At 45.0% G+C, this 26,873-nt stretch carries 21 protein-coding genes; 5 read left to right on the plus strand and 16 right to left on the minus strand.

Features of this window, described 5'->3' with window-relative positions; genetic code table 11:
* Position 1: 1 nt before the first annotated feature.
* Positions 2-1,024, minus strand: coding sequence for a LacI family DNA-binding transcriptional regulator (locus GC093_RS00630; protein WP_171649909.1), 1,023 nt, complete (start codon positions 1,022-1,024; stop codon positions 2-4).
* Between the two features lie 664 nt (positions 1,025-1,688).
* On the opposite strand from GC093_RS00630, the gene GC093_RS00635 reads away from it, so the two are divergent.
* From GC093_RS00635 to GC093_RS00645, 3 genes are all read left to right on the plus strand, one after another.
* A complete protein-coding gene (locus GC093_RS00635; protein WP_171649910.1) occupies positions 1,689-2,558 on the plus strand; it encodes a polysaccharide deacetylase family protein in 870 nt (289 codons plus the stop codon).
* A gap of 154 nt (positions 2,559-2,712) precedes the next feature.
* Positions 2,713-3,273, plus strand: coding sequence for an RNA polymerase sigma factor (locus tag GC093_RS00640; protein ID WP_171649964.1), 561 nt, complete (start codon positions 2,713-2,715; stop codon positions 3,271-3,273).
* Positions 3,260-4,540, plus strand: coding sequence for a hypothetical protein (locus tag GC093_RS00645; protein WP_171649911.1), 1,281 nt, complete (start codon positions 3,260-3,262; stop codon positions 4,538-4,540). The genes GC093_RS00640 and GC093_RS00645 overlap by 14 nt, the downstream gene beginning before the upstream one ends.
* Positions 4,541-4,672: 132 nt before the next feature.
* On the opposite strand, the gene GC093_RS00650 is transcribed toward GC093_RS00645, so the two are convergent.
* The 8 genes from GC093_RS00650 to GC093_RS00685 form a co-directional block, all read right to left on the minus strand.
* Complete coding sequence (locus GC093_RS00650) at positions 4,673-6,643, minus strand: endonuclease MutS2 (protein ID WP_171649912.1); 1,971 nt, start codon at positions 6,641-6,643, stop codon at positions 4,673-4,675.
* Between the two features lie 651 nt (positions 6,644-7,294).
* Positions 7,295-7,945, minus strand: a complete 651-nt coding sequence (locus GC093_RS00655) for a ThuA domain-containing protein (protein WP_246313205.1) — start codon at positions 7,943-7,945, stop codon at positions 7,295-7,297.
* Positions 7,946-7,968: 23 nt separating this feature from the next.
* On the minus strand, positions 7,969-8,694 hold the full coding sequence (locus tag GC093_RS00660; protein ID WP_171649913.1) for an SDR family NAD(P)-dependent oxidoreductase: 726 nt from the start codon (positions 8,692-8,694) through the stop codon (positions 7,969-7,971).
* Between the two features lie 270 nt (positions 8,695-8,964).
* Positions 8,965-10,491, minus strand: a complete 1,527-nt coding sequence (locus tag GC093_RS00665; protein ID WP_171649914.1) for an extracellular solute-binding protein — start codon at positions 10,489-10,491, stop codon at positions 8,965-8,967.
* Between the two features lie 69 nt (positions 10,492-10,560).
* Positions 10,561-11,439 (minus strand): carbohydrate ABC transporter permease, encoded by an 879-nt coding sequence (locus GC093_RS00670; protein ID WP_171649915.1) that lies wholly within the window; start codon positions 11,437-11,439, stop codon positions 10,561-10,563.
* A gap of 50 nt (positions 11,440-11,489) precedes the next feature.
* Positions 11,490-12,371 carry an ABC transporter permease gene (locus GC093_RS00675; protein ID WP_246313241.1) on the minus strand — a complete coding sequence of 294 codons (882 nt, stop codon included), beginning with the start codon at positions 12,369-12,371 and terminating at the stop codon, positions 11,490-11,492.
* A gap of 578 nt (positions 12,372-12,949) precedes the next feature.
* Positions 12,950-15,175, minus strand: coding sequence for a helix-turn-helix domain-containing protein (locus GC093_RS00680; RefSeq protein ID WP_171649916.1), 2,226 nt, complete (start codon positions 15,173-15,175; stop codon positions 12,950-12,952).
* A gap of 208 nt (positions 15,176-15,383) precedes the next feature.
* Positions 15,384-15,827, minus strand: coding sequence for a HEAT repeat domain-containing protein (locus GC093_RS00685; RefSeq protein ID WP_171649917.1), 444 nt, complete (start codon positions 15,825-15,827; stop codon positions 15,384-15,386).
* Between the two features lie 286 nt (positions 15,828-16,113).
* On the opposite strand from GC093_RS00685, the gene GC093_RS00690 reads away from it, so the two are divergent.
* On the plus strand, positions 16,114-16,926 hold the full coding sequence (locus GC093_RS00690) for a hypothetical protein (RefSeq protein ID WP_171649967.1): 813 nt from the start codon (positions 16,114-16,116) through the stop codon (positions 16,924-16,926).
* Positions 16,927-17,033: 107 nt separating this feature from the next.
* Complete coding sequence (locus GC093_RS00695; RefSeq protein WP_171649918.1) at positions 17,034-17,216, plus strand: hypothetical protein; 183 nt, start codon at positions 17,034-17,036, stop codon at positions 17,214-17,216.
* Positions 17,217-17,493: 277 nt separating this feature from the next.
* On the opposite strand, the gene GC093_RS00700 is transcribed toward GC093_RS00695, so the two are convergent.
* From GC093_RS00700 to GC093_RS00730, 7 genes are all read right to left on the minus strand, one after another.
* Entirely contained in the window at positions 17,494-17,670 is a 177-nt protein-coding gene (locus GC093_RS00700) for a hypothetical protein (protein ID WP_216624436.1), read from the minus strand.
* A gap of 145 nt (positions 17,671-17,815) precedes the next feature.
* A complete protein-coding gene (locus GC093_RS00705) occupies positions 17,816-19,495 on the minus strand; it encodes an extracellular solute-binding protein (RefSeq protein ID WP_171649920.1) in 1,680 nt (559 codons plus the stop codon).
* Positions 19,496-19,622: 127 nt separating this feature from the next.
* The gene (locus GC093_RS00710) at positions 19,623-20,492 is read right to left on the minus strand and encodes a carbohydrate ABC transporter permease (RefSeq protein ID WP_171649921.1); all 870 of its coding nucleotides are present in this window, start codon (positions 20,490-20,492) and stop codon (positions 19,623-19,625) included.
* Between the two features lie 12 nt (positions 20,493-20,504).
* On the minus strand, positions 20,505-21,359 hold the full coding sequence (locus GC093_RS00715) for an ABC transporter permease (RefSeq protein WP_171649968.1): 855 nt from the start codon (positions 21,357-21,359) through the stop codon (positions 20,505-20,507).
* Between the two features lie 305 nt (positions 21,360-21,664).
* Positions 21,665-23,200, minus strand: a complete 1,536-nt coding sequence (locus GC093_RS00720; RefSeq protein WP_171649922.1) for a response regulator transcription factor — start codon at positions 23,198-23,200, stop codon at positions 21,665-21,667.
* Complete coding sequence (locus tag GC093_RS36540) at positions 23,178-25,019, minus strand: sensor histidine kinase (protein WP_171649923.1); 1,842 nt, start codon at positions 25,017-25,019, stop codon at positions 23,178-23,180. Before GC093_RS36540 ends, GC093_RS00720 begins: the two co-directional genes overlap by 23 nt.
* A gap of 126 nt (positions 25,020-25,145) precedes the next feature.
* A complete protein-coding gene (locus tag GC093_RS00730; RefSeq protein WP_171649924.1) occupies positions 25,146-26,141 on the minus strand; it encodes a glycoside hydrolase family 130 protein in 996 nt (331 codons plus the stop codon).
* Positions 26,142-26,873 lie beyond the last annotated feature (732 nt).

Below are 26,873 nucleotides of genomic sequence, written 5' to 3' on the forward strand. Positions count from 1 at the left end.
TTCATCTGGATAATGTTGTCTGCAGCGCCTTGCAAGATTGCCTTACGACCAGTCTGGCCTTGATTAATTCGGACTCTGGTGTCATTTGTTTGTCAGAGATCATTTGCAGCAGCAGTTCGGCCGCTTTAGTCCCCATTTCCGTACGAGGCTGCTCCATTGTCGTCAATTGGATCCAGTGCAGCTCCGCGTATTCCAAATTATCGAAGCCTATGACAGATATCTGTTCCGGAACAGCAATGTTCTGCTGTGCCAGCCATTCGAGAGCCCCGATGCCAAGCAAATCATTCCCAGCGAACACGGCGGTTACCTTCGGACTTCTCTCAAATAACCTGCTCATGGCCTCCCGGCCGCTATCTATATTTCTTCCTCCGCTCATAACAATGTTGCTGTCATCAGAGAGAAGGCTGTGCTTCCACATGGTATCTCTGTAACCAAGCAATCTTTGAATCCCGGTAAAAGAGCTCTCCGGCATCCCGATAAAACCGATTTGCCTGTGGCCCAGCTCGATTAAATATTTAACCGCCTCAGTTGCCGCCTCATAATGATCAACATCAACATAGGGAGCCGATATTCCCGGGGGCGTTCTTCTCCGTAAAAACACGACGGGCATATCCAGACCGGAAATCAGCTCCTTGAATGTATCGTCCAGGAAATCAGGAGTAATAATAAGCCCATCAAACTGTCGTTCAATAGCGTTGGACAGAAACTGTTTCTCCTTCACAGGGTCGCGGTTCGTATTCCCGTAAACAACTTGATACCCTTGCTTGGAAAAAGTCTCCTCCACTGCATTGGCCAGACCGGCGAAAAACGGGTCCGATATTTCCGGGATCATTAAACCGATCGTATACGTTTTTTTGTTGATCAAACCTCTCGCAATCGCATTGGGCCGATAATTTAAAGCTCGGATCGCCTCCATCACCTGCAGTTTTGTTTCTTCGCGAACATCGGGATGATTATTCATCGCCCTTGAAACTGTAGATACAGATACTCCTAAATGCTTAGCCACGTCTTTTATATTTGCCACAAGCACACCTCATTCTCAAACGTTTCCGGAAACGTTCCCTATGTTACAATACGATGTTTTAACTTTCAATCCGTTATGCGAATGTTTACACAATCTCAAGAAATCTGCCATTTTATCGTTAAAATCTTAATAATATTTTTAAAAACAACCGATTTTACGGCTCAAAAATAGAGTTCAAGTATCAAACGTTACCGGAAACGTTTGATATTTGAACTCTATTTTATACGAGTACGCGCATCTGAATACTCATATTTAAATCTGTTTCAGTTAGTTCAGAAGCTCCGCAAGCCGGATCTCTTCACCCGACTCCCTCGCGCGCGGAAGTCATTGTTCCTCTATCGCCTGGGGAGCACCAAAAAGAGTGGAGTAATGGAAGTGCTAGTTCCTTTATCTCTCTGTTTTTGTGCACAACACCCCCATTCTACCCAAATAAAGGAAGTCCGGCTTCCGCTATCGCCATGAATTGGAGGCTTCAGCTTGAATAAAGGAACTCTGTTCCGCACACCGCTCAATCCCCTCATTTATGTGCGTATCTGTTTGGCAAAACAACCAACTAATTTCAACAAAAATTTGTCGAAACTATAAACCTTTTCTCGACTCCATTCGTCAAATAATTTGGTATAATTAACGCTACCAATGAACGGTTGAAGGAAGGTTTATTAGAATGGCAACACGTATTTTGACAGACAGAAAACGGCAGTTGATCATCGGCGTGGCTTTTAGCGGCATGATCAGCATTGCACTTACTAACCTTATAGTGACAGGAAGTGTCCTTCCACTGCCTAATTTTCAACCCAAGAAGATCACATCAGAAGCACATGTAGAGCCCCCATCTGCAGCAACACCCGAACAAGCTGTGTTGACGGACGTTCATCCTTCTTCTCTCTCAGCTCAACCGAAGCTTATCTCCGAAGCCAAACCTGCTCGTGCAGATTCACCGGCTGCAGCTGCCAAACGTGTGGCGCTTACTTTTGACGACGGGCCCGATGCCAATTACACACCCAAAATTTTAGACATCCTTAAAAAAAATGACATTAAAGCCACCTTCTTTGTAGTCGGCAACCAAGTCAGCCTTCATCCAGATGTTCTCAAACGAATCAATCAAGAGGGGCATACCATCGGTAACCATACTTGGGATCATGCGGATTTGTCCAAGCTCCCTACCAAAAGAGTTATCCAAGAATTTAAAGATACAGATGATATAATCGAAAAAACGATAGGTGTTATACCCGACTTGATTCGTGCTCCCTATGGTGCTGTATCCGTTACGCAAAAGAAAGAGCTGGAGCAAGCCGGACGCCCTTTGGTCGATTGGAATGTTGATCCCCGCGATTGGGCGGGTACTTCCTCATCCAGCATTTTGGAAAATATTAAGCTGCACACGAAGCCCGGCCATATAATTCTGCTGCATAGCTTTGGCGGCAAGCGCGGAAACTTGGACAACACCGTTGAAGCTCTCCCTAACATCATCGCTTTTTTAAAGAGCGAAGGCTATCAGATGGTCACTATACCCGAACTAAACCGATCTCGTTAAATTTTTCTATATTTTACCATATAATTCACCTTATTCCTTTTCAAGTAACGCACAAGAATGTAAGCTATGTATAGAAGAGTGCAGGTCGAAATGCCTCATTAGGGAAATTGAACCTTCCTTGAGAGCAGATCGTCAAATAATTGAGGTGGCAGTGTTGGAATCCAAGGTGAATTTTGATTACTTGAAATATTTATCCAAAAGCTCAGACAAGAAAGCAATCTTGGAAGAACTAATGACAGCATATGGTAAGGATGTGTGGAATTACGCTTTCAGTATTACCCGTAAATGGGATCAGGCCGATGATATCACACAGGAAGTTTTTATTAAGGTATACCGCAATTTATATACATTTCGTAATGAATCCTCTGTGAAAACATGGATTTTAACCATTACTCGCAATATGACCTTGGACTATCGGCGCTCCGCGTTTTACCGCAAAGTGAGCTTGATGAGTTTTATTACACCCTCAGGTGAGCAAACTTCAACCGAGCAGACGGTTATCGATAAGCTGGCTGTAAACGACTTGTGGAAGATGGTGCTGCAGCTGCCTATCAAATACCGTGAGATTCTACTGCTCTACGCACATTACCAGCTTTCAATGAAAGAGATCGCACACATATTAGGCGTCACTGAAGGAACCGTAAAATCGAGATTATTTCATGCCCGCAAAAAAATTTCAAAATTAAAGGAGAATCAAAGCAATGGAGCCGACTAACGACGAGTTGCTAAAGGGCTTGGCCGATGGACCGCTTACCCAACACGGATTCTCCGATAAATTGAAGAAACGTATTGGAGCCAATGTGGAAATACAAGTCGATAAACAAAAGAAATGGATGCCTTGGATCGGTGGCATTTGCACCTCTCTTGTGTTGGCAGCCTTGTTCTTGACCGTCGATTGGCAGGGATCCGTCAGCCAAGATACGGCTGGTGTACCGGGTGGTGAAACTATTCTACGTGAGGTGCCAGCCTCGACAGTACTTTCAAATGATAATGATATATTCCGAGTTCATTCTGCGATGCTTATTGGCTTGCGCAAGGATCATCTCCCAGCAGGCGATAACCCTGAATATAGCACTTACCGAACCCTACTGCTGGCTGAGGATCAAGGGAAACTAAGCAAAGTCGCCGAGGGTGATGGGATATTGATGCCTTATAAAACGGATTTTACAAAAATCACCCCTCAAAGTCAGGTAAGCTCTAACGAGGAGTATCGAATGCTTAAGTCCTCCTTGACATCAGATGTGAATAAATCCATGGCTCTGACGCTCAAACCAGCCAAGCCCTTGAGGTTCTCAGAAAAGCTGCTCTTTGCTGGTAACCGCTACTTGTCCATATCTCAAACCAGTCGCCAAAAACAGCAAGGTAAAGAGGTACAATCTGAATATGTGTGGGTTAAGGATCTGCAGGATTTAAGCCAAACCAAGCCCCAAAGTGCGCTAGCTCCTGCGCGGGACCCGCACGTTTCCCTGAGCAAGCTGTACGCTGACCCTGTTCAATCTTCGTGGAAGACAGATAATAACATAGATACTCAAGTACTGGACTCCACTGCGCTCTCTGCGCGCCCATTGATTGAAGATGGCGAAAGCTGGGCAATTGTTCGGAATCAGGGGGAATGGGTTCCCAAGCTAGCCTCTTACAGCAGCTCTGTAGAGCAGGGTGTGAACCAGTACCAGCTTCGGGAAGTGCCGCTTAAGCTCCCTACTTCGGTAGTTTCCTATGACCGGCTTACTGTCGAATGGAAAGATATTCTGAAGGTACACCCGGATGCTAAAGATGCTTTTTCTTCGCCAAATGATGAAATGGTTGGTGTGGTATCCGATCGGGAAATTGTCGTATACCCATTGGAAGGTCAGTTAATTCCGATGCCGCTGTTGTCTGTAAGTCTGACTCCAGACGAGTCCGTCGTCATGATCCAATGGGCGGTTGACGAACCATTTATTGAAGCGTGGAAGAAAAAAGGCAGACAGCTGCTTGGGAAGTAAATCGCTCAGGAAAATATCGGCTTAAAAAACAACCTTCAATCCCATAAAACAGGGATAAAAGGTTGTTTTTCTGCACACTTTAAGTTTCGGCCTCACAGGATTACCCTACTGGATTTCGCATTTCGATAACTATCATTCCTCTGATCTTTTTTCAATAGTTAGTCCTTTTACATGCTTGCGATTCATCAATTTGCGCATTTTCCTGTTTTGTTTGGTTTCAAATATAATATCCAAATCGTAATTGTCCGGGTACAATTCCTTGCTTTCAATCTGAAGCACCAGTCGCTTTTTCTTTATTTTCATTTTCTGCTTTTGGATCATCACTCCGATGTTACCCATGGAATCCTCGGTCTCACAAACAATACCGCTGCGGCCTAAGTAGGCAGCGAACACACGGTCACCGAGCTGAAAGCTTTCAGTAACAGGCTCAGGTTTCATGGTACCAGCTTCAGCCTCCTCCTTATGCGTACGATGTCTAGGCAATATACGAGTTTCTTCTTGCTGAACCATGCTCCTGCCAGTGCTCTCAAGCGGTGCCTGCTCTGTTATCGTAATTTCCTGAGGCAGCATATACGGGATACCGCTAGCTGTAATTTCACGGGAGCGGTGAATAATTTCCGCTGGTATTCCTAGCTTCAAGGCAATCAAGAAGGCGTAGCTTTGACCCGCTTCCCCTATCCGCAGGCGGTAGAGGGGCTGGAGCGTTTGCGCATCGAATTCCATCCGTGCGTTTTCAAAGCCTGGGGCTGCCGCGGCAAAATTTTTGATCTCCGTAAAATGGGTTGTCGCCACTACAGTAGCTTCCCTTCTGTGCAGCTCTTCCAGAATGGCAACAGACAATCCAACGCCTTCCCCAGGGTCCGTCCCTGAAGCCATTTCATCAATCAGCACAAGTGTGGAGCTGTCAGCTATCTGTAAAATATCGATAACATTTCGAATATGCGCAGAAAACGTACTGAGCGCATGTTCAATGCTTTGCCCATCGCCTATATCCACAGCAACGTTGGTGTATACCGAAAACAAACTACCTTCCTGCACAGGAACAAGTAGGCCTGACTGTACCATGACGGTTAGCAAACCGACCGTTTTTAATGCCAGTGTTTTTCCTCCTGTATTCGGCCCTGTAATAATAAGCGATTTGTACTTTTTGCCGATTGCAAAATGGAGGGGAACCATTTGATTGCCAAGTAAAGGATGCTTCGCTTCCCGTAGTTCGATAATTCCTTCCTCGTTTAATTTAACATTGGAACCTCCAATAGCTAATGCATATTTAGCTTTGGCAAACAGAAAATCATAGGTACCCACGGTTTCCACATTGACTTGGAATTGTTGTGCGGATTCTTCAGCAAGAGCTGTCAAATCGCTCAGCACCTTCGTTTCTTCCCGCGCTTCCTCGGCTCTGAGACTTGAGAGTTCATACTGAAAACTCATAATTTCATCCGGCTCGATAAATACCGTTTGCCCGCTTGCCGACTCATCCAGGACCGTACCCTTTACAAGCTTTCGATGCTCTTTCTTGATTGGGAGCACATACCGCCCGCTTCGTGTACTGATTATATTCTCCTGCAGGATGGAACGATGTTTGCTCATCAGGGAATCCAGCTTACTCTTTAGCCGTTCTTCAAATACGGATATCCGCTTACGAACTTTTAGCAGCTCCTTGCTCGCTATGTCGGTCACTTGCCCGTTTCGAATGCACCGGTTGATTTCCGACTTCAGCTTATCCATTTCATACATGGAAGCTGCATAGGTGCTAATATGAGGCGCTACATCCAATTTGGCTGCCATGTATCTCATTAACTGAGCGCAGCTGGTAAGAAATTGATGGATATGCAAGAAATCTTTTTCACTGAACACATAACCTGTACCCAGAAGTGTTAGTATATTTTCGATTCCTTCTAGCGAAGGAACCGGAACACTGGCGCCATGTCGAATTAAGGATTTGGCTTCCGCCGTTTCATCCAGTTTTTTCCTCATTAATTTGCCCGAAGTCATCGGCAACATCTGTTCGATCTGCCTTTTGCCCAAGTATGAAATCGCGTACCCCATCAGAATTTCTTTGACTTTGCCGTATTCCAGTCGCTGTAGTGCTTTCTCGTTCATCTTTTATCTCTCCTTATAAAAAAATAGAAAAAGGGCGAAGAATGAACTTACGTCATTCTCCGCCCTTTTTAAATACACCTAAAAAAAGCCCCAGAAAACAAAAAAACCGCGCTGAACTCAGCACGGATCCGGGCGCAATGATAGGAATACACCTAAGGCATTGTATGATATCCGTTGTTCTTAACTAATTCCGAGGCTACCTTTAGGCCATAACAAATAAACATCGCTGAACCAGCAATTTGTCCATGGATTAGTGATACCTCAATATGGAATTTTTTAGTTAAGAACGGCCACCGACATCAAAATCTCTCCCTTAGTTAAAGATAACCTTACTATAGCTTACATGCGAATAAGATGTCAATTCTGTAATATCTGCCGACTAATTGAAATGCACATCCTTAGAGGAGCCGTATCTTGCACACAACTGGACATTTTTATTATGGCTCTAGTTTTCTATTGCACATTTATCGCGCTAAGGATTATACTTTCTCCGTCACAGGAATGTGCAATAAACCGTCCCTTGCTGCCGATCAAAGAAAAAAAGCTGCTCATTATGGGCAGCTTTTGAATGCTTGGAGAATATCTTTTCAGCTTACACATCTTCTTATAGATCTTCTTGCACTTCTACTGGAGCCTTCACTTACAAAACCACTATACCTGTTCCCTCGCTGCAGCCCAGCGGGCACTGTTAAGAACCAGCTGTCTATAGGCTTCCGGTCTGAATGATGTTGCGTTATGCCCAGGCTGTAAATAAATAACCTTGCCCAAACCATAATCTTGTTCCCAGCCTGCCGGGTACCGCTCCCCTTCATATTCAAATTCCAGGAACACGGTTTTCTTCGTAAACGGATCGAATTCGAACATGTAAGGCTCTTCATCAACGGTAAAGTCCTCAACGTTAGTTAGCAATGGATGTCCTTCAGATGCCCCGTAATAATTTAGTGACTGATATTTGGGATGATGAGTGAATTTAGCTCCAACCATCTGCAGAAGCTCATAGCTGCGTTGTATGGAAATACCGCTGTGAAGAACGATTAAGCTACCGCCCCCCGCTACGAATTTCAGCAGCCCTGCTGTTTGCCCGGAAGTCAGATCCCGTTTCCAGCAATCGGTGTAAGAAATGCACACCTTGTATTCACTTGATTCCAATTCTGCAAATGCCTGATAATCCTCCGTGCTTATAAGCTCAAACTCATCCTTTAGAATGGCTTCCAGCTCTAAACTAACCGGCTCCAGAGGATGATACATGGCCGCTTCTCCATCCCCTACCAATAGCATTTTTATTTTATCCGATATTGACAATTGAAGGTCCCCTTTCATTTGGCTTACCAAGGCAGTTCTTTCCCTGTATCGGCTTCAATATAAATCGGCTGTTCACGAATCTGATCTTTAAATTCAGCGATTCTGTGCAGAATGTTAGCAGCTGCTTCTTCAGGAGTATATGTGCCTTGGTCATTCCATACGCCCTGCATATAGGTCTTAACCCAACCCGGATGCAGCAGCAGAACCCGACCGCCCTGCTTGCGAATTTTATTATGGATGATCGATGACCCCATATTCAATGCAGCTTTAGCCATACAATACCCGAACCAAGCTTCTCTATGGCTGTTCTGAATGCTGCCTGCTTCTGAAGAGATATTCACAATCAGCTTGCCGCCGTTCATAACAGGCTGAATCAATAAGTTCGATAAACGGATGGCACCAACGGCTGTTACATTATAAACACGCTGAATGTCATCAAAATCAATAGAGTCTTCCACAGTTTGTTTCGTATCGCCAAGAATGGCTGCATTGTTGATCAAAAGATCCAGCTTATCGGTCTTGCTCTGAATGAAGTCTGCGAATTCCTTAACACTTACATCTCTGCTCACATCGAGTAGGGATGCATGAAGCTGCCCTGGAAATTGCTCCGCAAGCTGACTCAGAGATTCATTGTCCTTGGTAATGCCTCCTGCAAATACGATATATCCTTCCTGTAGAAGCCGCTTCACCAGCTCCAAGCCTATTCCTCTGTCCGTACCGGAAACGCATGCTGTCCTTTTGGCTGCCATTATTGTCACTCCTCCTCGATTAGAGCTTTGACCCCGGCGTTTCGATAGCTGCTCACCCAAGCAAGCGGTTCATCCTGATTGGTAATATTGGAACGAGCTAGGGGTTGTTTCCTCCCAATTATGCCATTTATGATGTTCATTCCCTGAAATAAGCAATACCTTAATACGGTTATCCAGCATGCCTTCCAGCCTCCTTGAATACCTGTTATTAGAGCAAGTATAACGCAAGGAAGGGCATTGCTGCCCCTCTTTTTTTCAATAAATCCCTATTTATTTGCCGGTTTTTCCATATTGCGAGCTGAATTCCTCGATTACTTTATCGCCGCCCGCTTTTCTCCACTGGTCAATCGCTTGCTTCCAGCCAGCTTCATCCAGCTTACCCAGAATAAATTTAGTTCTGGCGTCATCGATAATAGGCTTTAATTCACTGCCTTTGGTAGTTTGCGTTTCGGAAACAAGCGGATTCGTCGGGTTGCCCACAGCGATAGACTCGTTTTCCTTGATCATTTTTCCATACTTCTCCATGAGCGGTGTTTCTTTTCCTGTCGTTTTGGCTGTATACTTGGCCACCTGCAATTGGAGATAGCTGGAGCCAACCTCTGTGTCCTGCAGCTTTTGATCGATAAATACCGGCTTGCTCTCTTCTAGCTTATAATGTCTTCCCTCAATACCCCAACCCAGTAAATCCAGCATCTTCTGATCGGACAGCTTATCGTAGAATCCAAGGATTTGCTTCAGCTCCGCCTCTGTCTTCACACTTGATTTTGGGAACATAAACACACTATTATAGCCTAATCCACCTGGTGTCCGTTCTCCTTTCGGCCCTGTGATACGGCTTACCACATCTACATCCGCTCCCGGGAATGTCTTGGTAAGCGATGCCTGATAGCTAGCTCCATCAATCAAGTTCGAGATTACTGCCCCAGCTTTGCCTTGGTTAATATCATCCTTCTTCTGCTGAGTGTTCAGCACAGGGAAATCCTGCTTGATCAGCTTCTCATCGTACAGTCGTTTATAAAATTTCATGGCTTCATAGTATTCCGGCGACAAGAAATCCGGGCTCATCTTACCATCCTTCACTTCCCAGCCATTCGGAGCACCCATATAGGCTGCAATCACTCCGAAGCCATCCATCGCTTTCTCCTCCGTCAAGCCCACAGTGTCCTGCTTTCCATTCTTGTCCGGATCATTTAAAGTAAAAGCTTTAAACACATTATAAAGATCATCAATAGTTTTGGGTTGGCTAAGACCGACGTTTTTCAGCCAATCGCTGCGGAAAATAATCCCGTAGGTCGTTAAGTCGCGAGCTCGATACAAACCGTATATTTTGCCGTCCACCTTAATATTATCAAATACGGATTTATTCATCTTGGATAAGTTGGGGTAGTCGCTCAGATAGGGGCCAACCTCCCAGAACACACCCGCACGTACGGCGCTCAAAATATTGGAATCCTTATTGTTCTGAACGAGCAGCGCCTTCGGCAACTCACCGGATGCAATCGTTACGTTGACCTTTTCCTTGTAAGATGAATTCGGTACCCAGGATATATCAATCTTGCTGTTCGTATATTCTTCGATTTTCTTCTGTACATCGCTGTCCGCTTTAGGCGGCTCGGCATACATTAATGTCATGATGCTAAGCTTCAACGGTTGTTTAGTCTCTGGGGCACTACTATTTCCAGTGCCTCCTGCCGCAGGACTTTTATCGCTTCCGCAGCCAGCAAGCAGTGCAGCAGCGCCTACCATGATCCCCATCGTCGCAATTCCCGCTTTTCTCATTCCCGCTTTTCTTGTCATTGTGATATTGCCTCCCCTTATTATCATATTATATGAACGCTTCCCAGTCATAGTAGAATGAGAGCCATTTCAACCTTTTACTGAGCCGAGCATGACTCCTTTTGCAAAATGCTTCTGCAGAAAAGGGTATACAATCAGAATCGGCACTGTTGATATAACAATTACTGCCATTTTAATAATTTGTGACGGCGGAGCAATATAGTTCTGATCAAACTGGGTCGAATCGCCAATCCCGCCTTGAGATAAGATAACTATCTGCCTCAGCCAGACTTGGATAGGCCACATTTTGGAATCGTTGATATACAAGATCGCGCTGAAAAAAGTATTCCAATGCCCTACTGCATAAAACAAGGCGAACGTTGCTAATACAGGTGCTGATAAGGGCAGTACAATCCTAAAAAGCAGGCCTACATCGCTGCAGCCGTCAATTTTGGCCGCTTCCTCAAGCCCTTCCGGCAGCTGCCGGAAAAAGCTGACCACCACAATCAGATTGAAAGCACTGATGGCATTAGGGATGAGCAGCGACCAATAGCTGTTAAGCATTCCCATTGCTTTTACAACAAGAAAGGTTGGAAGAATGCCTCCATTAAACAACATAGTGAATACAATAAGCATCATAAACAGCTTTCTACCGTCAAAATCCTGCCTCGATAATGGGTAGGCCAACAATGATGTGAACAGAAGATTAATAAATGTCCCCACCACAGTAATTCCTATAGTTACGAATAAGCTGTTAACAATTGTGCTCGTAGAAAAAATGTAGTGGTACCCCTCCAACGAGAAGGAAGTTGGGAATAATATAAAGCCGCGTCTGAGCACCTCTTCGGGTTCTGCAAAGGAAACCGACACGATGTAAATAAACGGAATCAGTGTAGCCAAAGCGAATAGTGTTAAAAATGTATAATTAAAGCCATCAAAAATACGGCTGCCTAATCCTTTGTTGACCATGAATCACCCTTCCCTTCTTAATAAGGTGGTTAAAAAAGCTAAACTCACATTTAATACAGGCCGCTTTCACCGAATTTTTTGGCCATCCTGTTAGCGCCAACCACCAGCACCAATCCGATCACCGATTTGAACAATCCGACTGCCGTACTGTAGCTGAATTGGCCTTGCTGAATACCGACATTGTACACATACGTATCGAACACCTCGCCTACCTCGCGGTTCATGGAGTTCAGCATCAGGAAGATTTGCTCAAAGCCGGTATCCAGGAAGGAACCAAGCCTCAGAATAAATAGGATCACGATGACACTGCGTATGGCCGGAAGCGTGATGTGCCACAGTTGTCGAAACCGGTTGGCTCCATCAATTCTTGCCGCCTCATACAATTGCGGATCAACCCCGGCTAACGCTGCAAGGAAGATAATCGTTCCCCATCCGGTTTCCTTCCAAACTACCTGTGAGATGACCATAGTTCGTAGCCACTCGCTTGAGATCAGAAATTCCACCTTGGGAAAGCCCATAGCGGCAATCACATCGTTGACAATTCCGCCTTCGGTTGTAAAAAACATATAGGAAATACCGACCACCACCACCCAAGATACAAAATGGGGAATGTATACAATCGTTTGGATGGTTCGTTTAAATACTTCCTTACGAATTTCATTCAATAGTAAGGCTAGTATTATGGGTAGCGGGAAAAAGAATACTAAATTATAAACAGCCATTATGATTGTGTTCGTGAACAGCATCGCGAAGGAAGCGTCGAAGAAAAATCGCTCGAAATGCTTAAGCCCAACCCATTTGCTATGCAGCATGCCCAGTGCCGGCTGGTAGTCCTGAAAGGAGATCAGCAGCCCCCACATAGGAAAATATCGAAAAATTATAAAGTAAAGCATGCCCGGAATTGCCATCAGATACAGCCACCTGTTTTTCATCAGACGGTTTAACCTTCGGCGGGCATTGCTCCTTGTAACCGTATCCGTCTTTAACGGTTTAGAAGTCAGTTCCACCATTCATCGTCCTCCTTGATTATGTCGATAGCGTCAGCATACCGAAGCCAGAGGTTGCGTTCAATAATCAACAGCGTTCCACTTGCTCTTGTCGGCGATACTACAGGCGCAGCAAGCATTCATAATCACTAGCGTCCCCTGCAATAATCATTGGAAGCAGGCTGTTAGCATCCACATTTGGACATATAACTTTCACGAAAGCTCAAGAAGAATCCCGTTTAAGGAGTGTAGGGAGCTGAACAATTCAATCCCTGCTTCTGCATCCGGGGTTCAAAATAATAGCGGAAGTGATTGTTCCGTTAGCTCCCAAAAAAGCAAAAAAACGAAGAAATACAGGAACCATTCGTTCCGTTATCTCTTCGCTTTTTATGTAAGCTGCCCTCATTATCCCTTACAGCAGAACTGCAACTTCCGTTATCACCTCAAATTTGACGAGGCAGGATACCTCATCTTCAAGCTTTAGCTCAATGAGGAACTTATCTTTCTTATCGGTTAAACAGCCCCTACTGCTCTTTCTGTTTCTGCTCCCTGTATTGACCCGGAGTCATTCCCTCCAGCTTGCGGAACTGACGAATGAAATTCTGCGCATTCGTATATTGCAGGCGTTCAGCAACTTCCGTGATTTTCATTTCCGTTCCACTAAGCCAGCTCTTCGCCATGTCGTGACGGTATCCGGACAAATAATCGCTGAAATTCAGTCCGGTTTCCTTACGAAACATCCTGCGAATATAATGTGTGCTGTAATTCATCCGCAGCGCACACTGCTCAAGCGTCAGGTCGCTATCATAATGCTCATGGATCAAATCCATCACGGAGCGAGAGATGCTTTTGCCTGATGATTCATGCCGCTTACGGGTTAGCTCCATCATAGGATGAATAATCTGCGTTTTAAACCAACCTTCGATTTCTTGCGGTGTCTTTAGGCTGAACAGCTGCTCATACTCGTTGCGGCGATCCTGAGAGAACAGTTCTCCTGTATCCCCCATATCATAGATAACCCGAGCCAAATCCGTTAGCAGCATAGCAAAGGATATACGATAAAGGTTAGGGTCGGTTTCCACTCGAAGCACTTCTTGAATAAACTGCTGGAGCAGCTCACCAGCCTTGTCCTTGTCCAGAAAAGCAATCGCCTGTGTAAGCTCTGACACCAGATGATGCGGGTAATAATGACGGGACGCTTGCTGCGGCTTCAGATCATCCAAATGCAGTATCGCTTTTTCACCAAGGCGAATCCTGTATTGCAGAGCTTCTTTGGCTTCAAGAAACGCTTGAGGTGTTGTGTACATATACTCATAAGGCCGGCTGATTCCGATGCTGACTTTAAGCCCCAGAAATTCATCCGCAGCCCTCTGCACCGATTCAGCAAGAGCGCTCAATTCGCTTAACAGGTCCCTATGAATCTCCACATTACTGCCGACCAATGTCACGTGATAATTGCCGATTGGCATAGCATGAATCCGCTGTGGTGGCGGGATCAGCTCGGAAGCGATATTGTTGATGGCAAACAATAGCAGATCTTGCTCATTAGGATTGTACCGTGTTTGGTCTAAGGTATCGATTTGCAGCACCATTACGGCGTATCGATGCCAAGCAGGAATATGATATTGAGTTGTTTTTTCATTCAACTCAGCGCGATGCATCTCGCCTTGAAACAGCTTCAGCATGAAGTAATCAACGAGCTGGCCGGATTGAATTTTCATCTGACCTTCCAGCTGCTCTTTGGTTTGATGCAGGGAAGCGAACTGCGTTCCAATCCATTGCAGCTCATCCTTAACCGCTGCTCCCGTGCCGGACGGTTTACTGTGACGCATCGTAAACTCCATCAGACTGCGCACAGGAAAGGACATCCGCTTCGAGCCCCAATAAGAAAGCAACCCGGTAAACAGCAGTAAAAGCAGACATGCCGTTAAAGTAGCCCATCCAATCGATGCGGATTCCTTCTTCGCTTCCTCTAATGGAATAACCGACACATAGGTCCAATTATTGTATCGTGATTGATTGTAAATCAAGCTGTAATTTTTGCCTTGCATTGTACTGTTGAAATAGCCCTGCATATTCTCTGATTTTTGCAATTCCATCGACCAAGGCTCAGACAGGACGCTTTGACCGATCCTATTCGAATTGCTGTGGATGATGATATTCATCTTGTCATCTATAATCATCGTTTCCCGCGTCGAAAAGCCTCCCGTCAGCAGCTTGGCCAACTCCGTATTGGACACACGCACGGATAAATAGCCCTTTTGCTCGGAGGCCGCTGACGGAATTGTTTTCACCAGCTTAATGCCTGCAAAGGATTGATCCATATCCGGTAACCATCGGGAATTATAGACAGAATTCAAGGTACCGGCTTCTTTCACCTTATCCGTCCCAAAATAAAAGCCGCCGTCTCGGATATACCATTGGTTCTGAAGACTATGCAGCTCCACAGACTTAACGCCCAGCTCGTAGGTTTGTACGCCCAGAAGACCTCTTATGAGCAATTCGATGTCCTGAAAATCTTCAATTTCCATACGCTTCGCCACGGAATTCACAACAAGTGGTGTTTCGGCATAACGCGAGGACACCTGGTCTATTACTTTAAGGATTTGCTCGACCCTGTTTTGGGACTGCTGCAAGATGAAAACGTTTGCTTCGTTAACCTTGGTTTGGACCGTAGAAGTCGATTGGAAGAAGGAATAGATGCCAAGAAACAGAAGTGGAATCGTACTAACCAATGTGGTAAACATCATTAACTTAATGAAAAAAGAGTATCGCGGGGGCATAACATCCTCCATAAGGCGGGTATAGTGCTTCCCATTGTATCATATGCTTTCGCTTTTGAGGACAATTCTTTTGCGAGAAATTTCCAGTATATTCTCCAAGCCTACAAAAAAAAGAAACCCGCCAGCAGGGCGGATTTCTTGCCTTTGGCGGGTGTTTTTCCGGATATTTTGCTACCTATCTCATCGGTAAAGACGCCCAAGTGCTTTCAAGCCATTGATCAAAATCAGCACCCTTTTCACCTTCATATGAATCATACATATCGAGTCTCATCTTTTTCAGCTTCTCCTTAAACTCTTCAAACGTATGACCAACAGGCAAACTCTTCTTAATTCTAATCAAAATTTTAGTCACACCTTTAAACAGCTCGCCTTTATTCTTCGACGGTAATTGAACCTCTTCGCCAAATGCCCTGAGCTTATGAAATGCTGCTTCTTGCACTTTATACACAGTATCGTTCATCAATCTAGTCGTTAGTAAATCGATGACTTGTTTGTTTTTCCACTCGCCTAGCTCTTCAACAGCATCTAGACGCTCTCTCCAATTAGACGAACGATTAGCTGATTTTTTCAATTCCTCATAATTGGGAGGCAACTCACTATTTATTTCTTTATTATTCAAGCTATTCAATCTCCTTCTATTTCAAAATGCTTTTGACTACTCCGGATCTACTAGTAGCATAGAGAACAACCATACCATAGGAATAGCATTTACTCCAAATATTCTTTTAAAACATACGAACTTCCACTTCTCTAGAGAGGCTTGTGAACAAACGATCTGCTATATCTAGTTTCAGCTCCAAAAATCCATCAAGTAAAAGGAAATAATGCTCATTCGATCTAAAACAATGAAAGTGCTTCGCTAAAGTGATAAAATGTTTCTGTATAAACAGAAAGGCGGAGAAGCTATGGTACATGCGTTCATCATCGAGCCCAATACGTATAACGCCTTCGAGAACGAGGCTGCACAGCTTGAGCAATGCAAAGAATGGGGCTTACTTTCAGAGAAAGCAATCAAAACAAAAGCTTTTTTTTACAAGAGAAATGGTATGAATCTAGCCTGCAGCATTATTGGTTTTGTGGATAAAATAACTGCGGTCATCGAATTTGATAACAATCAACGACATTGCATCCACCCTTCGTACCTAAAGGAAATGCAGGCAGCCAATTACGGTCAGAAGCTTAATGCTGCAACCGAAGAATCAGTAGGGACGGAGAGCTCAGAGATCGTAGAGGGGATAGAGAGCCTAGAGCTTGAACCATCGCAGGAAGCCGCTCCTCCTGTAGCAGAAGTTCCGATCGAAGAGCCTAACATAGAAAAAGCTAACATCGAAGAACCTAAAGCTGAGGAGCCTAAAGCCGAAGAGCCTAAAGCCGAGGAGCCACCGAAGGGCAAAGCCAAAAAGGAAAAAGCACCCAAGCTTCAGCTTCCTGAAGAAAAGGTGAAAATGATCGCTACCGTAACCGAATTTACAACGGTACCTAACAATTTCTCTGATAATGAGGATGAAGTCGTCATCTACGAGGCAGTTTCCATCACAGACCCGGAAATGGAAATCGGTTCAGCCTGGTCCAGCCACAGTGCCACCCTTAAAAAAATGGAGCTGGAAATCGGAGATACGATCACGTTTGAAGGTAAGATAGTAGCTAAGAAGCTCACTAAACATCCAGTGCCTTACAAGATCAACAATCCATCGAAGCTGCAAAAAGAACAAGCCTGATAAGTAAAAAAACCTGAGGCTATGCCTCAGGTTTTTGTCTTATCCCATAGTTCGTGTGTTAGGAGAGACAGGTATCGGATTACGGCGGCTGTTGAAGTCGTGTTCATTTGAATGAAAAGCTTGCAGCGGTGGGAACACGCCCTTCAAAGTGGTGGACGCTATTGCTCCTCCCCCATACCCATACCCATACCCATACCCTTTTTATCGACTCTGAGATTGACGTGCATCCTTACTTCTTAACCGGTACTCAAAGCCATCCATTCACTTTACTGCAAGCTTCCGTACCGTAAGGATGCTTCGCTCTGGCATGAAGTGACGGTACATACAACGGAAGAAACAATTCCGAAATGATTTCGAATTTTATACATGAATTAGGTGCCCGCGGTTAGGAAGAGCGGTTATAAAAGGTTACTTTTCTGAAGGCACGGATATGGAGTCAGTGACTACTGTCGGGAGGGAACATCATTAACCCTTTCATCAATCGAGCTACTATTTTGGGGACCACACACTCACACTCATTCAATCTCAATCTCTCTAAATCTCACTATTTCTCACTCCCTCTCTCGCTTACCGGAACGTCATTCCGCTATTTGCCTTACCTCCCATCGGATTCATGATTTCACGGAAATACGATGCGTTATTCCACCTCAAACCTGCCCAAATGCTCCATTTTGATGCGAATAAAGCATCGTAGTTCCGTTCCACTTGAATGATCACGTGTGCATGGCAAAATAGCGTATCCACGTTCCCCTCACTCGCTCCCCTGCCCATTTAGAGGAACAGAAGAAAACGGATCACAATAGAGATACAGGGTAAGCTTCGCTCACCCCAACCGTTAAAGAAAGGGAGGGTACGCCTATGGCATACTCTCCCTTTTGTTGTGCAAAGCTTATTTCTTCTGAACAGCGCGCTGCTCTTTGAAAATTTCATAAATATCCTTGGTCAGGATAATTTTGTCCTTGTCTTTGGCGTAGAAGCTTTTATACCAATCATCGACCTGCTTGCCGCCGGCCTTCTCCCATGCTGCAAGTGCATCCTGCTTGGCTTGTTCCGCGCTGTAGTTAGGCGTTAGTATGGCCTTCACCCAAATATCACCTTCACCTACACCTACCTGCTTCGTCGTGTTGGTCAAAATAAGCTGAAGCTCCTTCGGCAGCTGAGGCATTTGTTCAGCATGGGTTGGACCTGCAACCGGAAGGTCAAAATTCACAAAGGTTGAGTTCATTTCAAACATCTTCTTCACTTGATCCTGAGCCGGATCTTGGGCATCCAGCTTTTCTGTGCCAAAATAACATTTGCCCGCTAATGTTGGCGATGCCAGCATCGCAAAATCTCCTGCACCAAAATTAAATTCGGTTTTCCATTTATCCAGATCAGTAACCAGCGGACATTTGCCTGGCTCCGACTTGCTGTGTACACCTTCGAATCCATAATACATCGTTTTCATAAATTTCTCGGATGAAGCAAAATCAACGTATTTCATGACCGCTTCCGGATCTTTAGCTTGAGCGTTTACAACCCCCGTCATTTGGACAGGATTGACAAAGATCGAATTAAATTGCCCTACGGGCGTCTTCGGATATGGAATCACCGTAATTTCGGCATTCGGAACATTTTTTTTCAAATTTAAATAATAGTCGTTATAGAAAACAAAGGGGACATTGAACTGCTCCATGTAAATTCCAATTTTACCGTTCAAGAAATCCTGCTTCGCCTTGGAGCCATTTTTATCGTTCAAATAGTCTTTATCCACTAAGCCTTCACTATAAAGCTGTTTCTTAAACTGCGTAACCGCTTTAATATTATCCCAGCCGTGTATCAGCTCGTTGTTTTGCACGATGAAGCCCGGATAGGTTACGCCGAACATTTCGTCCAGAACAGCACCTGAGCTATAAGACATAGCGATACCATAGGTATCCTTCTTGCCGTTTCCGTCCGGATCCTGCTCTGTGAAGGCTTTGGCTACCTGATACAGCTCCTCCGTTGTTTTCGGGATTTCCAGATTCAGCTTCTTTAGCCAGTCGGTACGGATGAACAAACCTCTTTGTGGAATTGTCTCATTAATACGTCCGAACTGGTACAGCTTGCCATCGGCTCCCGTCCCTGCTTTCTTCAGCGCCGGATATTTCAGCAGAAGTGCCTTATACTCGGTACTGTACTTATCAATCATATCGTCAATTGGACGAAGCTGCTTCTGGTCGATTAAAGGATTTTTAATTTGCGGGGCATATTCCAGAATCAAATCAGGCGCTCCCCCGCCGGCAAATAATGTATTGAGCTTCTGCTCCGACTGCGTCCGAGGAACAGGAATAAATTTGACATCAACCGGCCCTGCTTCATTAATCCATTTTGTAATTTTATTATTTTCAATCGTACCCTCGCTGGAAGGAATATTTCCACGATCATAGATCGTTGCTGTAAGTGCCCCCCGCTTTGCGGATTTTAGTGCCTCTGCTCCTGTTCCTGCTTTTGCTCCAGCTTCAGTGCTCGCCTCTTTGGGGGCCGAACAGCCAACTGCTGCTGTGATGAGTGCGGCTGTTGCCAGCATCGGGAATAGTACCCTTTTCATTGAGTAAGACATTGCTTTCCCCTCTCTTCTACTGTTTATCATACCATTTTTTCATTTCATTTCAGATGCTTCAAACTTCATTTCGCCGAAATAGTGATTTTCCATCACCTCCTGCTAGAATAACCTTCTACCCTTTTACAGCTCCAAGCATAACTCCCTTGACAAAAAACCTTTGCACAAATGGATACACAACTAGCATCGGAATCATCATGAGCACTATTGCCGCTGCCTTCACTCCTTCGGCAACCAGCTGGACCATGTCCTCAGGAGAACGCATTTCGTTGAGCAGTTGCTGATTCTGCACCATTTGCTGCACCAGTACTGTCATGTTGTATTTGTCCGTCGAGCTAATATACAGCAGTACACTCATGAAATAATTCCAGTAGGATACTCCATAAAATAGAGTCAGAGTCGCCAGCACAGGCATAGAAAGCGGAAGCACGATTTGCAGCAAAAGCCGCCATTCACCGCAGCCGTCCATTCGAGCAGCCTCCTCCAATTCCTCCGGTATGTTCTCAAAATAAGTGCGCATAATGAGCATATTGTAGGTGCTGACCAAAGCAGGAAGCCAGAGTGCTCCGTAAGTATCAATCAGTCCTAAGCCTTTAATCACTAAGAAGGTGGGGATGATCCCTCCGTTAAACAGCATCGTAAACACCATGGCCAATGTAAAAAAACGGCGCGCATAAAAGAATCGTTTGGCAAGCGGGTAGGCGGCTAATATCGTTGTCAGCATACTCAGCACGACCCCGACGCTCGTGATAACCACACTGTTTGAGAACGATTGAACTATTTTAGTCCCCTTGAATACCTCTACGTATGTGTCCCATGTGAAATCAACCGGCCATAACCCGACCTCGCCGGAGGCAATGGCACGAGCCCCGCTCAGGGACAGGGAACCCACATGGATTAAAGGCAGCAGACAAGATAAAGCGATAACGGACAGCACGATATAATTAATCAAGTAAAAGAGCTTTTCACTTCTCGTTGACTTCATGAATGAATCCTCCTACCAAAGTCCTTGTTGAAATTTGCGGGCAATCGCATTTGCAGACAGCACTAAAACAAACGATACTACCGATTCGAACAGCCCCATCGCCGAGGTCAAGCTGAATTGTCCTTGCTGTACACCAACGCGATACACATAGGTGCTAATAACTTCGGACACACTGCTGACTACATTATTTTGCAGGTTGAATACCGGATCGAATCCCACATCCATCACTTTTCCAATCGCCAGTATAATTAGCAGTACGATTGTAGTCTGAATACCAGGAAGCGTTACATGCCAAATCTGCTTCAGCTTGCCAGCGCCATCGATAGCAGCCGCTTCATACAAGCTTGGATCTATGGAACTGAGCGCAGCCAAGTAAATAATCGCATTGAAGCCCATTTCCTTCCACACGCCCGAGGCCACGAATACGGCAATCCATGAATTAGGATTATACAAGAACGGGTAAGGCTCCCCGAACTGTTGTTCGATCCAATGATTTATGGCGCTGGATTCCATTGAAAATATCGTCAAAACCAGACCACCTACAACAACCCAAGAAAGAAAATGCGGCAAATAGACAACGGTTTGCACGAACTTTTTGAACCATAGCCTTCGCGCCTCATTCAGCAAGATAGCCAGAACTATCGGGACCGGAAAACCGAAAACCAAGCTCAATAAACTTAACAACAGTGTATTGCGGATAATATTCAGCGTTTGCGATTGATTAAAGAGCATTTCAAAATTGCTCAGGCCCACCCAAGGACTATGTAAAATCCCGTCCGCAAAGTTGTAATCCTTAAACGCAATGAGCAAGCCAAACATGGGGAAGTATTTAAAAATAATGAAAAACAAGACGACTGGAATAAACATCACTAACAATGGAATATTTTGGTTGAACCTCTTTTTGTTGATTGAAAAAGAACCCACGCATCGCACCACCCTAACCTAGTAATTTGTTCTGTATAGCTAATTGTAAAGAAACTGGCTCAAGCCAACATCTACGATTTATGGGGAAAAGGATACAATTTTTAGAACGTGTCAGGCCTTAGACTTAAAAAAGCTTCTATTCGAAGCCCTTTCGATGATGATACATTCGTGTAGTAGCGGTAGCTTTTCTTGCAATATCAGAAAAACGCCCAAATTGTCTTATTAGACAACTTGAGCGTCACTATTAATTAACCTTGATGCAGCTTGCGGTAATCCTTGGGTGTAAGGCCTGTCGACTGCTTGAACAGCTTGGCGAAATAATTGGGCAAATCATAGCCGATCCTGCCAGAAACTTCAGTAATTTTCATATCCGTATTGGCAAGCAGCTGCTTGGCTTTCTCCATACGCAATTCGACTAAATAATCCACGAAGCTGCGCCCGGTTTCCTTTTTGAATAAATGACTGAAATAGGCTGCATTCAAATGTATCTGCGAAGCCACCTGCTGTAGAGGGAGCGATTCGGAATAATGGTCTTCCATGTAACGGACCGCCTTCGAAACCGCATTTTCACTGTATTTTTCCTGCCACACAACAAAATTGGCCATAAACCGTTCCGTTTCCGCCTGTATCCAAGCGTATACCTCATCTATACTATCGCAACCATGCAACCTACTGATTCGCTCGGCCAACAGCTGTGGCTCGTGCTCCTGTTCAAACTGTTTGCGGGCTATATCCTGAAGCGCGAAGCTAACCGATAAGCCCTCAATTTTCCCGGCTTCCATGGGCATCATCCGCACCTCTTTAATAAGCGTGTTCAAATACTGCTTCAACAGCTCAATTTGTCCAGCTACTATCAAAGCAACCATCTGCGCACTGATCAGCTGCTGACGGGCTCGGTTAATCGGAAAGGCTGTTTTCATGCCATTCTCCTTATCCGCACGTTCAAACAATTTTGCCTCCTCCATACTAGCCTCATACAGATCCGCCAGATGTGTTACGCCTGGTATTACCCCTGAGGGATGCGCAGAGACCGTTAATCCCAGCAGACGCCCCACCGTTTCGCAAACGGCAGCACAAACCGACTGTTCCCGAGCCGTATCCTTCAAGAGCAGTGCATATCGTCCGTACTCAATCAGGAGCAGCTTACCTTGAATCCCATGCATGTCTAACAATTCACTAATAATGTTCAAGACAGCAAACTGCAATAAAGGCACGTCACGTTTCGTATATTCCTTGCGGGAGGGGTAGTAGTCGGTAATTTGGAACAAAATGAGCTTGCAGCCACCCAGGCTTCTCTCCAGCTCTTCAACCGCTTCGGTAATAAAAGGAAACCTCAGAAATATCGCCCGCAGGGTATTCTCCAGCAGCAGCTGATGCTCCGTCTCCTCTTTGCGAAGCCTGGCTTGCTTCTCCGATACAAGGGCATCCGCTTTATCCAGCACATCATAAATATCCTGTTTGCTGCAAGGCTTCACAAGCAAGTCAAGTGCACCGTAACGTAGCGCCGTTTGAGCATATTGAAAGTCCTGAAAGCCTGTAATGACAATAAACTCAATATCAGGGAACCTGCTTTTCACACGCTTCAACAGCTCCAAGCCATCCATTAAAGGCATTCTAATATCGGTAATGACGAGGTCTGGCAGCCATTCCGCAATCAATGGCTCCGCCTCTTGTCCATTCTCTGCTTCCGCACATACATTCCAGTTTGTGCCTGAATCTGTTATCAGCTTCGCGAGCCCCTTGCGGAACAAAGGCTCATCCTCAACAAGAAGGATTTGATTCATCTATCGTCCCTCCCTCCTTTAATGGCATGCAGGCTTCACACGGCAGAATCAACCTTACCTTCGTTCCCTGCTGCATACGTCGGATTTCCAATCGGTATGGCTCTCCATGTACCAAATAAATACGCCTAATGACATTTCGAACACCTATGCTCTCTCTTTCTCTGCGCGCATCATAGACGGATCGATCATCTAGCAGCTTATGTATCGTATCAGGCTGTATCCCACACCCGTTGTCCTCTATATCAATATGCAGCTCCGCTTCCTTACGATAAGCTCGAATCGTCAAGCGCTTGTCGGATGTCTGATCCCGAAATGCATGAACAAACACATTCTCCACTAACGGCTGGAGCAGCAGCCTTTGCATCCGGCAGACTTTCAGCTCATCCTCCGCCTCAATACTGACGTTCAAGCCCTCTCCATGTCGCGCTTCCTGTATGGTAATGTAATTACGGACTTGAGCCAGCTCATCCTGCAGCGTACTTGGTGTAGAGACAGAGGCCAAGGAATATCGAAGCAGCTCTGACAAGCTGGTCACAAGTGAAGCCGTTTCCGCATCATCGTAGAGCAGCATGATTTTCCAATAAATAGAATTAAGGGCATTATGCAAAAAATGAGGGTTCAGCTGAGCCTGAAGCGCCTTCAACTCAGCCTCCTTCTCACTCAGCTTGCTTATATACACTTCCTGAATTAACGATTGAATATCAGCTACCATCTTATTGAAGCTCTCGGCCAGAAAAGCAAACTCATCATTGGAGGTTTTGGAAATTTCGACGCGCAAATTCCCTTCGCGCAGCCGCTGCATAGCGGTCACTAACACATGCAGCGGCCGGAGTAATCTGCCACTGATGAACGATACGCTAACCGCCATAAGAATTACACTGATCAGACCGGAAATTAGGGCTACATGATATACGCTCCGACCTTTGGCTTCAATATCAGCCAGTGAAATTCCGCTTACCAGTGTGAATGAACGAGGCTCATACAAGCTTTTGACAAACAAATAATCTTCCTCGTTGTTACGCTGTATAAAAGTCCCTTCCCGCTTTTCCCATTCCGGCACAAATCCGTTCCTTCCCTCCGGCTCCCTGCCATAGAGCAGCCGATTGTATTGATCGTATATATATGCCCCTGTAGTTCGGCCTGCCATAAGCGGATCCAACGGACTTGCCAGGTACGATTCGTCGATAATCAAGATAAGCATTCCATATATCTCTTGCTGTTTGGGAGATTTGAGCACCCGGGCAGCTACTAAGCTATTTTTCTCCCCAGATGGTTCGGAGGAATCCGGAATTTTCAACCGCTGCCACACAATTTCGCCGGAAGGAGATTTCATACCGTTCTTTACCAGCTCATAAAAATCAGGAAATATAATTTGAATTGAAGGATTCGTATGGCTGAAATAATTATTATTGCCCTGCAGATCTACGATATATAGCGCACGGATTTGTGGTGTTTCATTCTTTAAGGGAAGTAGAATATCCGCTAAATCCCTCTCCAATATAAACCTCCGGTACTCCCTGCTCTCTCCTTCTCTGGGCTCGGCATTCATACCTTTGACAATTTGCTCTACAAGAGGATGAAAAATAATAAAGTCGGTAATACGGTACATATCTTGAATTTTGAAACCAATCTGCTCTATCGTTTGTTCACTTGTCTTAAGATACTGCTTGCTGATTTCGCTTTCAAACAGGTTCAAATATATTCGGTAAGAAACATACCCGGTAACCAAAGAACAAACAATAATAATGACAGACAGAATCAGAATTAATTTCACTTTAAAATGTTGATTGATATATTGAAGAACATGCCGATGCTTCACTTTTGAGAATTCCCCCTCTGAGAGCGGCACTAACTGACTAATAGCAAATACAAATAAAGTAGAGAAGCTGCTGTCACACAACTTCCCTACAGATTAACGGAATTTATTAAAGCAAGGCTGCTCCGATTACTTGGGTAAGCATAATCGGATTAAATCGTTTACATCGGCTGTCGCCAGACATTCCACCGTATCTGCCGCCCCGTAGTATATTTTGACCTCTCCGCTGTCCTCCAATATCATTCCCCCAGGGAAAATAACATCGTTACGGAACCCTCCATCCGTCTCATAGCTAAACTCTGGTGCGAGTAAAGGCTCTTGGCACATGCCGATGATCTTATGCGGATTGTCCAAATCGAGCAGCATGATCCCAGCTGAATAACGCTTCCTCCAGAACGGCTCCCAGCCGTTTTTACCACGGGAAGAGTCAATATCAACAGCATGGAACGTTGTCAGCCAGCCGTGAGAGGTTCTTATTGGAGGCGCTCCCGGTCCAATCTTATCATTGGCGAACGGCACCTGCTCCAAGCCCATCAGCAGCTCTGTATTCCCCCAATATTTCAAATCAGGAGAATCGGAAATCCATATGTCAAAGCTGTCCTTTCCACCTTTGCCATAGACAGGAAATGGTCTCTCCAGCCGTACATATCTGCCTCCGATCCGCTCGGGGAATAATACCATGTTGCGGTTGTCCGGTGCTGAAAGACTAAGAATCTCGAAGTTCTCGAAGTCATCGGTAACCGCTACTCCCCCCCGTACCCCGTGTTTGGTATCTACAGCAAAACAAAGATAACAACGCCCATCAATGACAGTAAGACGCGGGTCGTACGTTCTAATAATCTCTTCATTCTCCATGCCGAAGCATGGCTTCTCCTGAACCTTCCAATGGATACCGTCTTTACTGTACGCAAGCCCCAGGTTCGTTGTGTTAATAGGAAGCAGCGTTTCATTCCCAATGTCGCCATAATCGTTGCGGAACATCATGACATACTGACCTTCAAACTTAGTGACGCCAGCATTGAAAACAAGGGCAGGATTATAAGGGACGTCGCTGGAAGACAGGATTGGATTATTAGGATAACGTGTAATGCAGGAACTGGATTTAAGAGCTCCAATTATAGACATAGATGACTTCCTCCGTAATATACAATATTTTAAACCTTTGCGCACGATTAATAAATGATCCAAGCCTATATCGATTAGATAACTCTAGGCTAGTGTATTACATTCGCACTGGCTCAACATCTATAAATTATTGAAAAACAGATACAATTTTTAGATTGTGCTGCGACTATGAAATTTTAACTGCTCGCATCGATCGCCACAACACAGACTGGTCGCCAAGGCGTTCAGTCCGTTTAGCTCGTAAGCTTTATACTATCTCATATCCTTCAGGAACAATCACCTCAACCTCATGCCCGGCGGGTGCGACTTATCGAACTATAGCTTCATTGAGTTCTCACTTTCGTTAATAATCCAGGAAAGGTCGCTCTTACTCTTACTCTTACTCTTACTACCTTACTCTCTCACGGAACGTCAGTTCACTATTTACTTGCATCCTATCGAATTCATGATTTCCCGGAAGTACAGTGCGTTATTTCGTCTCTAACCAGCCAAAATGCTCCGTTATTTTGCAAATAAGGGATCGTACTTCCGTTTCACTTGAATGAACACGTGTGCATTTTAAAATAGAGCATCTCAGTTCCCCTACAGCTTAAAAAGGGGCTGTCCCTCTAGGTCTACGACCTTCGGAACAGCCCCTCCAACTGCAATTGCTTCAACGGATCTGCGATCCGACTGCTCTACTCAAACTTCCCATAGATTGCTTTACGATAAAACTCCGCCTGCTCTGTTCAA

Origin of the sequence: Paenibacillus foliorum (assembly GCF_013141765.1) — a bacterium.
Lineage (GTDB): Bacteria > Bacillota > Bacilli > Paenibacillales > NBRC-103111 > Paenibacillus_S > Paenibacillus_S foliorum.